The 12,156-nt window shown below is 37.6% G+C and carries 14 protein-coding genes; all 14 read left to right on the top strand.

What is annotated here, in order from left to right:
• Positions 1-38 precede the first annotated feature (38 nt).
• The 14 genes from E0E20_RS07335 to E0E20_RS07270 all read left to right on the top strand — a co-directional run bounded on the left by E0E20_RS07335 (position 39) and on the right by E0E20_RS07270 (position 12,124).
• Positions 39-437: a hypothetical protein gene (locus E0E20_RS07335; RefSeq protein ID WP_130837553.1), complete on the top strand. Its 399-nt coding sequence runs from the start codon at positions 39-41 to the stop codon at positions 435-437.
• A 259-nt stretch (positions 438-696) separates the two neighbouring features.
• Positions 697-912, top strand: coding sequence for a hypothetical protein (locus tag E0E20_RS07330; protein ID WP_130837552.1), 216 nt, complete (start codon positions 697-699; stop codon positions 910-912).
• 43 nt (positions 913-955) lie between these two features.
• Entirely contained in the window at positions 956-1,156 is a 201-nt protein-coding gene (locus tag E0E20_RS07325; protein WP_130837551.1) for a hypothetical protein, read from the top strand.
• A gap of 163 nt (positions 1,157-1,319) precedes the next feature.
• Positions 1,320-2,240 carry a DUF6353 family protein gene (locus tag E0E20_RS07320; RefSeq protein ID WP_130837550.1) on the top strand — a complete coding sequence of 307 codons (921 nt, stop codon included), beginning with the start codon at positions 1,320-1,322 and terminating at the stop codon, positions 2,238-2,240.
• Between the two features lie 121 nt (positions 2,241-2,361).
• Positions 2,362-2,673 (top strand): hypothetical protein, encoded by a 312-nt coding sequence (locus E0E20_RS07315; RefSeq protein WP_130837549.1) that lies wholly within the window; start codon positions 2,362-2,364, stop codon positions 2,671-2,673.
• Between the two features lie 78 nt (positions 2,674-2,751).
• Positions 2,752-3,330: a hypothetical protein gene (locus E0E20_RS07310; RefSeq protein ID WP_130837548.1), complete on the top strand. Its 579-nt coding sequence runs from the start codon at positions 2,752-2,754 to the stop codon at positions 3,328-3,330.
• 29 nt (positions 3,331-3,359) lie between these two features.
• Positions 3,360-3,881, top strand: coding sequence for a hypothetical protein (locus E0E20_RS07305; protein WP_130837547.1), 522 nt, complete (start codon positions 3,360-3,362; stop codon positions 3,879-3,881).
• Positions 3,868-4,812 (top strand): DUF6353 family protein, encoded by a 945-nt coding sequence (locus E0E20_RS07300; RefSeq protein WP_130837546.1) that lies wholly within the window; start codon positions 3,868-3,870, stop codon positions 4,810-4,812. The genes E0E20_RS07305 and E0E20_RS07300 overlap by 14 nt, the downstream gene beginning before the upstream one ends.
• Positions 4,813-4,840: 28 nt before the next feature.
• The gene (locus tag E0E20_RS07295) at positions 4,841-5,305 is read left to right on the top strand and encodes a hypothetical protein (protein ID WP_130837545.1); all 465 of its coding nucleotides are present in this window, start codon (positions 4,841-4,843) and stop codon (positions 5,303-5,305) included.
• Complete coding sequence (locus E0E20_RS07290; RefSeq protein ID WP_130837544.1) at positions 5,302-5,895, top strand: hypothetical protein; 594 nt, start codon at positions 5,302-5,304, stop codon at positions 5,893-5,895. Before E0E20_RS07295 ends, E0E20_RS07290 begins: the two co-directional genes overlap by 4 nt.
• Positions 5,892-6,404 (top strand): hypothetical protein, encoded by a 513-nt coding sequence (locus E0E20_RS07285; RefSeq protein WP_130837543.1) that lies wholly within the window; start codon positions 5,892-5,894, stop codon positions 6,402-6,404. Before E0E20_RS07290 ends, E0E20_RS07285 begins: the two co-directional genes overlap by 4 nt.
• Positions 6,405-6,633: 229 nt before the next feature.
• Positions 6,634-10,725, top strand: a complete 4,092-nt coding sequence (locus tag E0E20_RS07280; protein ID WP_130837542.1) for a DUF5906 domain-containing protein — start codon at positions 6,634-6,636, stop codon at positions 10,723-10,725.
• Positions 10,726-10,748: 23 nt separating this feature from the next.
• A complete protein-coding gene (locus E0E20_RS07275; protein WP_130837541.1) occupies positions 10,749-11,303 on the top strand; it encodes a hypothetical protein in 555 nt (184 codons plus the stop codon).
• A 221-nt stretch (positions 11,304-11,524) separates the two neighbouring features.
• Positions 11,525-12,124, top strand: a complete 600-nt coding sequence (locus E0E20_RS07270; protein ID WP_130837540.1) for a hypothetical protein — start codon at positions 11,525-11,527, stop codon at positions 12,122-12,124.
• Positions 12,125-12,156 lie beyond the last annotated feature (32 nt).

The raw sequence follows: 12,156 nt of genomic DNA, 5'->3' as shown, positions 1-12,156 counted from the left end.
TTAATGAAACATTAATTATATTTCTTAAGGAGGTATATATGGGTTTATTTAAAGTATCTAATGATCCGCAACTCGAAGCGTTAATTGCAGAAAGGGACTATTGGAGAGATCAGGTAACTGCCATAGAGGACAAGAATAGCGTAGATGAAGAGTATTCTACAGCGTTTCAGAATTGGTGCAGTGTTGCTGATCAAGTTCAGAAGTATGAACAAAGTCATAAACTGTGGTATAAGTCAATCAATTGGATTGATGTTATAACCGCAGTTACTGGCCTTGTCACTGCTGGAGTTGGTATTGCAACAGCTGTCAATACGAAACATGCCATAGAGGAAAGTCGATATGAAGCCGAATTGGCGTATAAGAATGATCAGGACAATAACCTCTGCGATGGTAGAGTGTGGAATCAAAAAAATAATTTAAACAAATTTATAAAGTAACCAAGAGAGAAAGTAATTTATGTGATAACAGAGAGATCTAGAGAAAATTCTAGGTCTCTCTTGTTTTTTAAGGAGAAAAATGAAAATAGAAGTTGATTTTTATAAATATTGTCTTACCTGCAAGTATAAAAACTGCGATGAGTATGATGAATCTGAACCTTGTTATGAGTGCGTACAGCACACTATGAATGACGATTCCGAGAAACCGCTTTTATACACAGAGTAAAACAGAAAAAATTAAATGGAGGATAGTAAAATTATGAATACTTTTGCATATGTAGCTGCTATAGCAATTGCCGCATCATATATCTTTATATTTGCAACATATATCATCTATATTCGAGGCTATAATAAGAAATATAAAGAAGTATATCGTAAAGGTTATCTAGACGGTGTAAATAAGTGTATAGAAATAACGAAAGGTAGTATATCAAAAAATAAGTCTGTCAAAACGCCGGAAAATCACGCCTCTTAATGAAAGCAAAAATTAAACTTTTTAGCCAAAAGGAGGTGTGATAATGAAACATTTTTACAAAGGAGCATTGGCGATTTTTGGTTGTATTATAGCCGTCCCAGTATTTATAGCGTTATTGATTACGCTATTTGGTCTTGGGGCGCTAATAATAACAATACCAGATATCGTCATAGGAATTGTAATATTGTTGGCGATTTTATGCATACCGGGGTTAATAATTGGTTTGATTATTGGCTCAAAATAATATTGGAGAGCTCTGGAATTAAATATTCTGGGGCTCTTTTGCTTTTACAAAGGAGGATGACAAATGGACATTAATAAAATTGGTTTTAACAAAAGAATAGAGGGAATTTCTTATTGATGCGTGATTATTTCCTAAAGAGTCCAGAAACAGAAAAGGAGCATATATGAATGTTAAATTTTTGAAAGGAATATCTGAATTGAAAGCCGTTAAAACTATTCGGTCGACGAGTTACGCAGGAATGAAGTTTTATGCTAAACATGAAAGTGCGTTTTTGACGGCAGGGACAATTGGATTTAGTCTCGCCACAACTGCAATGACACTGGCAAATGCACGATCGATTTTAAATACTCTTGATGATGTGAAAAAGATGCTCTCAGAGGCAAAATCAAGTGAAGAAAAGCATGGAATTTACAAGGCTGCCATTAAAGAACTGGCACCAAAGACTTTGCCAATTATTATATTTCAGTCATTAACAATTTTCTGTGCTCTTAAATCAAAACAGAAGTCTGATAAGAAAATATCAGAGATGACCGACGCGCTTGCCCTTGCTAATACGGCAATAAGCAACTACAGAGCGTTTGAAAAAGAGGCTCAGGAAAAACTTGGAGAGCAGAAATATGAGGAAATTAAAGGAGCTGTTGCAGAAAATATCGTAGAGCAGAATCCTGAGACGAAAGCAAATACGCTGCCAGTATCAACAGATGTATCTGCGAATGGAGTCTATAAATATTGGGATAATTTTGCAAATAGGTACTTCTACTCAACAATGTCCCCATCGAAGATTCGCAACGAAATACACAATCTATCGATTAAATTCACAAAACATGAAATTAATAATTATGATAATGAGGGTAGGAGCATAGTTACGTATAACGACATCTACTCTTTGTTTAAAGATGATTCGCTTATTATCCATCCCGCAGGTGACGTTTGGGGTTGGTACGATACAGAAGCAGTAAGCAGTGGGGCTGATGAAGATGCAATATATGTGTACATCTCTCCAGTCGAAGATCAGTTTAACCCAGATCATAGTGTATGGTTTTTTGATCTTGAGGGCGGTCCTTTTTTTCGTAGAAGAAACTGAACTGCCTTATGCAGAGGAACGGATTGGATATTGGTATGATGAAGAGCCATTATATTAGCGAAAATTTCAACCCTATTAATGAAACAGATAACATATTTTTTAGCCAAAAGGAGGCAAAATTATGAAGCGTTACATCGAGGTTGTTGATGTTGATGACAATGGAAAGAAGACGGTTGTGAAGTCTGAGGAGAAAAGAAGTCTGAAAGAAAAGGTTAAAGATTTTGGAACTAAGCATCCAAAGGCAGCAAAGGCAGCAAAGATTATCGGAATTGGTAGTCTTGCAGTTGGTTGCGTGGCTTTTGGGCTGAGTAGATCCAAAAGATCGGAAACAAGTTCTTTTGATGAACTTCCCGAAGATGATCTGCAGCTTGATTCTGAGTTGGAATCAATTGAGACGGCAGCAGAAGACGCGACTAATGTCGCTGAAATCTAAAAATTATTAACTGTTAGAGATTGGGGTCTCGGAATGAATAATTCTGAGACTCTAATCTCTTTATTTTTGGAGGATTCTATGGAGGAAACAAATAATAAGCCGATTATTAAGGCGACCTCAAAAAACCATTCACCGGTTAATGACATCGGTAAAAAAGTTATGGAGGATTATATTGTTCCGAAGTCAAAAGATGTTATACATGATGCATTAGCTGGTTTGACGTCAATGATTGGTGACGCAATTCAAGGCGCTATTAATCAGGCAATTTATGGAGAGGACCGACCGCAGCAGTCATCTTCTGGGCATACAGGTTACAGTACATTTTATACAAAACCACAAAATATATCGGTATCTTCCACTGTGTCCAATAGCATAGGAAAACGATCATCTACTGAAGTTAAATATATTTGGGTGCAAAGTGAAGAAGATGCCCGGCTCATAACAAACACAATGCGGGATAATATTTCGCAGTATGGCAAATGTAAAGTAGCTGACCTTTATGAGATGGTCACTCCAAAAATCCAGACAACTTTTCAAGATTATAAATTTGGCTGGGTTGACCCGAATGGTATTGGTTATCACAAAGAGTACACGGGGGAGCATAGGGGAGAATATATACTTGACCTTGCGAAGCCTATTGATGTTACTAATGTTTAAAAACAGTTTATAAAGGAGTAAAACATACTATGAAAAAATACACTTTTACAGATGAAATTATTGAAGTTGCTGGAACGGTACTTCATCGTATTAAAGCTGTTAGAAATATATATGGCATAGACGGCGATATCCTTGTTAAAACTAACGAACTGGGTGGTTTCATCGAAAAGGAAAATAATTTAAATCATGCGGGTAATGCTTGGGTGTTTGATGGTGCTTTGGTATTTGATGGTGCTTGGGTACGTGATCATGCCGTAGTACGTGATCATGCCGTAGTATGTGATCATGCCGTAGTATGTGATCATGCCGTAGTACGTGATCATGCCGTAGTACGTAATCATGCCGTAGTATATGATCATGCCGTAGTATGTGATCATGCCGTAGTATGTGATCATGCCGTAGTATGTGGCGACATTTCAGTATGTGATCATGCCGTAGTACGTAATGGTGCTTGGGTGCGTGATCATGCCGTAGTATGTGGCGATGATAGAGTGTCTAGTAATACCAATATAACCGAACTTGATAATAAGGAGAAGAATGATGAATTTTAATACTATAACAAGAGCCGCAAACACATGCGGTCTGCTTTTAAAGAAACACGCGAGCACAATTGAGTTTGTTGCTGGAACAGTAGCCGTTGTTGCTGGCGTAGTAATGTTTGTAAAGTCTGCAAATGATATTGCAGATGTGAACAATGAAGTTGAGGCACAGAAGCGATTTATCGAAGAGACAGATAATGATGAAGACAGTTGGCCCGGACTTGAAATGACAAAGGGGTATTATATTCGCAATTGTATTAAAGATGACGCAGTAGCATACACTAAGGCGATGTGGAAAGCCGCTGGTTTGATGGCTATCGGCATCACGATGTTTGGACTTTCCCATGCAACTATTACAAATCAGTTGAAGGCCGTTAGTGCAAGTCTTGCAGCGACGTCTGCCTCATACGCTCAGTATCGCAAGAGAGTAATAGAGGATCTTGGCGAAGAAAAAGACTATGAATATCTTACCGGTGGCTGTATGAAAACCGTTGAGGTAAAGAAAGATGGAACGATTATCGAAACAACGATTCCAGTTCATGAAAATGCGGATAGTATCTATATACCGCATAGTTATATTTTTGACGAGCATAATATTAACTGGACTAAAGACCCGAAACGAAACATGTATTTTCTTGAAAGAGGCCTTACAGCTGCCAATAGGACGCTTGAGCAGGATGGCTTTATCTTTGAAAATGACATCTGGAAGCTTATTGGCGGTGATGCTTCTGATATGACAATGGCTGGCCAGTGCGCTGGGTTTCATTACAAGAATGTCGATGGATCAACGAATAAGATTAGTTTCGGCATAGAAAGAAATAATCCTGCAGCAGTGGCATTTCGCAATGAAGAAGAACCGTCTTACATGATTGTTCTTCAGTATTCTGATGGAAGACCTGCAGATGATGATCTATTTAAGTTTGTAAACCTTAGGGCTATTTGACAATTATATTTAATAGGAGGATAGATATATGTTCAGAATTATTGTTGGTATTATTTGTGGAACTGCTGTTGTGGCTGGAGCAGTCGCTGTTGCAAAACATAATAAGAAATATGCGACCGTCACTACTGAAGAGACTGAAGATAAAAGTGTTCTGAAGTCGATCAAAGAGGGCACAAAAAAGAAAGTTCTTGAAATTCTTATGTGGGTGATTGATCATAAAGAGCAGGTCGAAGCGGCGTCAACTCTTATTGGTATTGTAGCAGGTGCTATTGAAATTGGATCTTATATTAAAGGAACAAAGCAGAACAACGAAATCTTGGGTCGACTTGAACGCATTGAGAATAATGCATACGATCAGGGATGGAAAGAGTCATGGGATGAATCATTTAGACTGGCATTAAAAGCAAGTAAAACTGGAGATCCTATGAAGTACAGAGCTCCGGAATTTAATATTAATCGTGCCTTTAAAATTGAGGAGGTAGCTACAGCATGAGAAATGAAATCATAGCAGGATTAATTGGTCTGATAGCTGGTGGAGTTCTTGGGTTTGCAGTGTGTTATGAAATTAAAAAGAAAGAAATTGACCAGCTGAAGAATGATCTGCTTAATCTGGAGGAAAATGACGCCGAACCGATTAGTGACGAAGACAAGCAGACATACCACGATATTATTGCAGAAGAAGGGTATGGCCCGGAAGAGGACGAAGACGTTGAGACTTCTGAATCTGATGATGAGTCTGATGCACTAAATGAGCTATATATAACTTATAAGAAAAAGAAAGGAGATCGAATCTATCTTCTTGGAAATGAACCAATCGATAAAGAATATCCCGATATTGCCTATCGTCAGGAGATTTTGAATTATTTCTCTTACGACGATGTTGTATCAACTGAAGACGGTGATTTTGTTGATGTAGACGACGTGCTTGGGGATAAGCTCTTTAGTTATGATTGGAAAGGTCATATATGGGTTCGTAATAATAAACTTGAGATCGATTATAAGGTAGTTAGATATGATTGCAGCTACTATGATCATTTTGGAGATTACGGCCCAATTCCCGAGGAAGAGGATTCATATGAATGATGACGAATGATTATCTTGATTGGTTAATAAAAACATATGGAATACCGGGCTATACAAAGTTATTGGCACATCTGCATGATGTTGGTTTCAGGTACCAAATGGTTCTTGATGAAAACCGGGCGTATGCTGGGTTAAAACTTCGAGATGCATATGCATTTGAAGCAGGGGTTTATCAGTCGGATGTGGCTGATGGCCCCTGTTCTGTTTTGGAAATGCTTATTGGCTTATCAATTGACCTTGTGTATCAGACGGGTCTTAAGACCCCAGAAGAGTTCTTAGATGAGCTGCTTGGGAACTTGGCTCTGGATGATTACAGTGACCGGTATTTCAATGAGGATGAAGTCAATTATATTTTAAATCGTTGGCTTGACAGAAGATATATGCCCGATGGGGACGGCTCAGTGTTTGGAGTTGTGCCGGGCGCTAATATGTTAACACTTGATATTTGGGGCCAGATGACAAGATATATTGATTATCATTATCCGTTGGATCGTGACTTATTTGATTAAAGGAGAGTTATATTATGAATTGTGATAAGTGCAGGCATGAGGGAATTTGCAAGTTTGAAGATGATGCAAGAAAGTATGAAATGGATCTGCATAAATGGACCGATGAGCATAATGAAGGGCCCTTTAAGCGACCTGATTGTGTAGATATTATTGTAAAGTGCGAAAAGTTTGCTCTTAAATACATTCAGGGAGTACACGCAAAATAATAGGAGTAAAGGAGTAATAGCCCATGTATGATTTTTTGAAAGTACAAAAAAAGTGGGATAATAAGCTTCAAAGAAATGTGTATACTCCTTGCTATGTAATAAAAAGCAACATTAAAGATCTGATTATTCGTGGTGGTAAATTCTACGCAATTTACGATTACGATAGTGGATTATGGGAAATGGACGATTCCAGAGCCACTTCTCTAATCGACGAACAGGTTGAAAAATGGGTCCGAGAAAATGACAACACTGCTCTAATGGATGATCAGGAACATGGGCCAATTGTGAGGCGCCTTTCTGATACGTCAAATAATTTAATTAAAACGTGGCATAACTTCTGTGAGAGAGATTACCGGCCTGTATGGAGCGATAAATTTAAGCTAAATCAGAAAATTATATTCTCAAACACAGAAGTAAAAGCAACAGACTATGCCACGTTTAAATTAGATTACCCATTACAGGACACACCGACGCCTTATTACGATAAGCTTTGCGAGAGATTATATTTGCCGTCAGAGCAAGAAAAATGGGAATGGTTTATAGGGTGCCTTATTGCTGGTGATCAGTCAAAGATCCAAAAAATGCTTGTTTTTTATGGTGAACCCGGAACTGGTAAATCTACAATAATTGGAAAAGTAATTGCAGATAATTTGTTTGGCGGCTATGAAACTGGATATGTTGTAAAATTTGAGGCTAATAATCTCATAGGACATGATAGTTTCGGAACGGATTTTCTTTCAAAAGATGCAGTGCTTTGCTACGATGATGATGCAGAAATGAACATAATAACATCTAAAACAACGTTAAATAAAATCATCTCGCATGAGTCTATCAGAGTAAATGCTAAATTTGAAAGACCATTTAACACCAAACCAAACTGTCTGCTCATTGTTGGATCAAATGAGCCAGTTCAAATGAGTCCCAATTCGGGGATGAATCGTAGATTGATTGATGTTCGTCCAACAGGTAACAAGCTCTCTGCTGTAGAGTATGATGATTCTATTGGTCATTTACCTTTTGAAAAAAGCGGCATTGCTTGGAAATGTTTACAAGTTTATAAAAAACTTGGAAGACATTACTACGATCACTATATTGCAGAGGATATGTTATCTAGAACTTCTCCGTTTCAGAATTTTGTGGAAGAGAATTATATTTTGCTTAAAGACGGCATCAGTCTGGCCGCTGCGTACAAACTTTATAATGATTATGCAGCTGAGTGTAACTTCAAAAACGTACTAGCAAGGTATAAATTTAGAGACACACTTAAATTATATTTTGATAGCTATGAAGATATGAAGTTTGGCGGGTTTAAGCCAGAAAAAATCGGTTTAAAAAAGCCTGAATCAGAAACATCCAACACTCACCCATGGCTAGAGTTCAATTCCACAAATTCTCTATTTGACGAATTATATTCAGATGCACCAGCACAGTATGAGCAGGATAATCTAGACCATCCCTTAAAGTATGCATGGGACAATTGCACCACAACTTTGAAGCAACTCGATACCTCTAAGATTCATTATGTTCGAGTTCCAATTAATTTAATTGTTGTTGATCTTGACATTAAAGACGGTGACGGTAAAAAGAGTTTTGAAAAGAACTTAGAAGCTGCAAATAAATTTCCACCAACGTACGCTGAACTGTCAAAATCTGGATGTGGGATCCATCTTCATTATATTTACACAGGTGGAAACCCGGAAGAATTATCGCGCATTTACGGAGATAATGTGGAAATAAAAGTGTTTAATGGAAAGTCAGCTCTTAGGAGGAAGTTGACGAAATGCAATAATTTGCCAATTGCTCAAATAGCAAGCGGATTGCCACTTAAGGAAGGAGCAAGCGATGTGATAGATTGGGAGGGCTTCAAAAATGAGAAAGTGCTTCGCGCACAAATCGTAAATGCACTATTAAAAAAGCATCATGGTCACACAAAGCCTGAATGCGATTTTATATTTAAGATTTTGGACGAGGCATACCGGTCTGAGAAACCATATGATGTTCGGGATATGGAGAATGACGTGTTTACCTTTGCACTTAACTCTTCAAATAAATCCGAATACTGTATGGAATTAGTTAACCAAATGCATTTTTGTAGTAAGGATATAGATGAAAAAGAGAATATAGAAACATCCGAATACAAAGAGGCACCAATTATATTCTTGGATTGTGAAATATTTCCAAGTTATGAACAGGCAAAAAGAGCTGGAGCAGATATTCCTGAGAACATTCCAAAGGATACACCGGCTCTTTTTCTTGTTAACTGGAAACTTCAAGACGATGTACCGTACCAATTTGATGAAAACAGGAAAGTCATTCCAAAAGCAAAGCATAAAACTGTTGTGAGAATGATTAATCCTACACCAGATGAAATCACTAATTTGTTTCAGTACCGAATTATAGGCTATAACAATCGAAAGTACGACAACCATATGTTATATGCAAGAAGTCAAGGTTATACAAGTGAGGAATTATATAATTTGAGTTCAAAACTTGTAGCAAAAGATCGTGAGACTTCTAGTAAGGCCACATTTGCTCCTGCATACAACTTAAGTTATGCGGATGTCTATAATTTCGTGACCAAGAAGCAGTCGCTGAAGAAGTATGAGATTGATTTTGGCGCAACGCATTTGGAATGGAATCATCCTTGGAATTTGCCGGTTCCTGAAAAGGAGTGGACTAAGGTTGCTGAGTATTGTGACAATGATGTACTTAGCACAGAAATTACCTTTGATGGTTGTCATGATGAGTTTTTAGCAATCGAGATGCTTGCTGATTTGGCTGGTGGCACTGTCAACGACACGATCAATTCACTGTCAACAAAATTTGTATTCGGGGATGAAAAAGATCCTGTTCTTACTTATACAGATTTTACGACAGGGAAACAGTACACAACGGAAGATTACCAAATGCCGATTATATCCGAGGAAGACTATGCTGTACTTGGAGATGATTGGACTGGTATAAAACCCAATAACAAGAATCATTTTCCCGGCTACCATTTAGTCCGTACGACCAATGGGACACTTCATAACATGTTTAGAGGAATTGACATTGGTCGTGGAGGCTATGTCTATGCCAATTATGGTATGTATGGGCGCGCTGTTACAAAGGATGTAGCGTCAATGCATCCTCATTCTATTAAAGAATTGAATCTTTTTGGTGATTACACTTCAAGGTATGTGGATTTAATGGAAGCAAGAATACTTATTAAGCATGGGGAACTTGATAAAGTAAAAACTATGTTTAATGGTACGCTAGCACCATATCTTACAGAGAAAAGGTCTGTAAAAGCCCTATCAACTGCATTAAAACTCGTACTCAATTCTTTCTATGGAATGACCTCTAGCCCCGGTAATTATTTTGTAGCAAAGGACTCAAGAAATATTAATAATATAGTCGCTCTTAGAGGAGCGCTTGTTATGAAGATGCTGCAAGATGAAATTGAAGCTAAGAGATTTAAGGTTATTCATATTAAAACTGATTCTATTAAAATTGCTAATCCAACAGACGAGATTCTTAATTATATTGATGATTTTGGTAAGCAATATGGTTATACATATGAAGTCGAACATACATGGAATCGTATATGTCTGAAAGATGATGCTCAGTTTATTGGATTGCATGATACAGACGATCCTGAGTCGCCATTAACTTGGGAAGCTACTGGAAAATATTTTTCAGTCCCCTATGTATTTAAATCTTTATTTACGCATGAGCCAATTATATTTGAAGATTTTTGTGAGACTTTCAATGTCAAGCAGGGTGCTTTACATCTTGTAAAAAATGAGGGTGAACAAAATGAAACAGATGAATTTATTGGCCGTGTTGGTAGATTCACTCCTGTGATTAACGGTGGTGTGCTCTACCGAGTAAATGAGGGAAAACGTTATGCTGCCACTGGCACAAAAGGTTATTTATGGGCCGAATCAGATCAAGTTAAGACACTTCATTTGGAAAATGATATTGACAAATCTTATTACCAAAAGAAGTGCGATGATGCAATCGAGGAAATCAAAAAGTTTGGCAATTACGAATGGTTTGTGTCTGGTGTTGATAATTTTGGTTCATGCATGAATTTGCCAGAGAATCTGGATGAAGAAGTTCCGTTTAATTAATTATATTCATAAGGAGGATAAAGATGAACATTTACATGAATGGCAGAGACCTTATTATTGAGGGAGCTACAAATGAGCATATTCTTGGCGGCAGTTTTAGAAACTTTGCTGGAAACGAAAGAAAGGATCCTAAGACTGGTAAGATTGTAAATTCTAAAGGTAAGCGGAATTTTAATCTCAGGATTCCGAATGAATTTCTTGAAATCTTTGAAAAAGAGGGCTGCAATATCAAGCAGTTTGGGGGAAATCCGGAGGAGGGCGAAGACCCGATTTACTTTGTCAAGGTGAACATTAATACAGAAACCTCAGCTAGACCGCCTAAAGTGCAGCTTGTAAAGAATAATGGTGAACTTCTTGAGTTGCCTACTAGTAACTTCAATCAGGTAGATGGGATGTTTATTGACAATTGTGATATGGTAATGAATTTCTATCACAAGTACGATCCGGCATCTATTTATCTTAACCTTGCTGTTATTAAGCAGCACATGGATCCGATCTCGGCAAAGTATGATGCAGCTATGCACTCCGCTGGTCTTGACCCGAATCTCCCAGATAGAGATGATGAAGTACCTTTTTGATTAAAGTCTTATAATTGTTACGGGCGGTGGAGGAGACTCTGCTGCCCTTTTTATTTGGAGAAAAAACTACGATGATCACTATTCAAAGATGAGTCAGCGAGGAGTTTGCATGATTTTATTTGTTTTTTTTTAGGCATATATAGACAGTAGATGCTTATTTTATTATATAATAGTAACGAAGTCATAAATTTATTTGACTAGAGGAAAGGACACAAAGCGTTATGAAAACTATTAAGTATTATATTTCCATTATTGCAATTGCTATTTGCTTTGTAATACCGAATGCTAATGTAAAAGCGGCAACAACTCCTACGGTTTCGGTTAATACCGTTGCAAGTCCGTCCCTTAAGTATATGGCTGATGGTAATTTGTTTGATCCGGTTTATTACAAAAAGACTTACCCAGCTGTAATGGCTTATTTTGAAAAGACAAACGGATTTTGTAAGGATGAAGACCTTTACAATCACTATTTAACTTCGGGTAAAGCTCAGGGGTATATGCCTTATGCTCCGTCTGCAACACCGATTCAAGTGTATGATTTTGTGACTGTAAAGCAGTATGAAACTGTAGTGCTTAATATGCCAGACGTTTTAGAAACGCACATGGTTAATAATATTCCAATGACTGTTTATCTTAGTGATGGCGTTGGCGTTACGATGGTTGGTGACAAATATTATGGCCTATATCTCTTCTCCAATTGTTGGCCGGTAAACCCCGAATTTGCACTTTTTGGGTTGCCGAATATTGGACTGTGTGGCACTAACGATGGTGCGTGGGACCCAATTATGGTAGGTCCAAATTTTCTTGCAGAAATTAAGTAATATCAAGTAGAAAAAAACAAACTTTAATCCTA

Source organism: Lachnoclostridium sp. Marseille-P6806 (genome assembly GCF_900625025.1).
Taxonomy (GTDB): Bacteria; Bacillota; Clostridia; order Lachnospirales; family Lachnospiraceae; genus CAG-791.
The sequence above is the reverse complement of the archived record's forward strand: the minus strand, read 5'-3'. Positions and strand labels throughout refer to the sequence as shown.

Bases quoted from the DNA above. Each gene is read 5' to 3' on its own strand.
- E0E20_RS07290 (WP_130837544.1), top strand. From the start codon at position 5,302: ATGAGAAATGAAATCATAGCAGGATTAATTGGTCTGATAGCTGGTGGA.
- E0E20_RS07300 (WP_130837546.1), top strand. From the start codon at position 3,868: ATGATGAATTTTAATACTATAACAAGAGCCGCAAACACATGCGGTCTG.
- E0E20_RS07330 (WP_130837552.1), top strand. From the start codon at position 697: ATGAATACTTTTGCATATGTAGCTGCTATAGCAATTGCCGCATCATAT.
- E0E20_RS07275 (WP_130837541.1), top strand. From the start codon at position 10,749: ATGAACATTTACATGAATGGCAGAGACCTTATTATTGAGGGAGCTACA.
- E0E20_RS07285 (WP_130837543.1), top strand. From the start codon at position 5,892: ATGATGACGAATGATTATCTTGATTGGTTAATAAAAACATATGGAATA.
- E0E20_RS07315 (WP_130837549.1), top strand. From the start codon at position 2,362: ATGAAGCGTTACATCGAGGTTGTTGATGTTGATGACAATGGAAAGAAG.
- E0E20_RS07280 (WP_130837542.1), top strand. From the start codon at position 6,634: ATGTATGATTTTTTGAAAGTACAAAAAAAGTGGGATAATAAGCTTCAA.
- E0E20_RS07295 (WP_130837545.1), top strand. From the start codon at position 4,841: ATGTTCAGAATTATTGTTGGTATTATTTGTGGAACTGCTGTTGTGGCT.
- E0E20_RS07310 (WP_130837548.1), top strand. From the start codon at position 2,752: ATGGAGGAAACAAATAATAAGCCGATTATTAAGGCGACCTCAAAAAAC.
- E0E20_RS07325 (WP_130837551.1), top strand. From the start codon at position 956: ATGAAACATTTTTACAAAGGAGCATTGGCGATTTTTGGTTGTATTATA.
- E0E20_RS07305 (WP_130837547.1), top strand. From the start codon at position 3,360: ATGAAAAAATACACTTTTACAGATGAAATTATTGAAGTTGCTGGAACG.
- E0E20_RS07335 (WP_130837553.1), top strand. From the start codon at position 39: ATGGGTTTATTTAAAGTATCTAATGATCCGCAACTCGAAGCGTTAATT.
- E0E20_RS07320 (WP_130837550.1), top strand. From the start codon at position 1,320: ATGAATGTTAAATTTTTGAAAGGAATATCTGAATTGAAAGCCGTTAAA.
- E0E20_RS07270 (WP_130837540.1), top strand. From the start codon at position 11,525: ATGAAAACTATTAAGTATTATATTTCCATTATTGCAATTGCTATTTGC.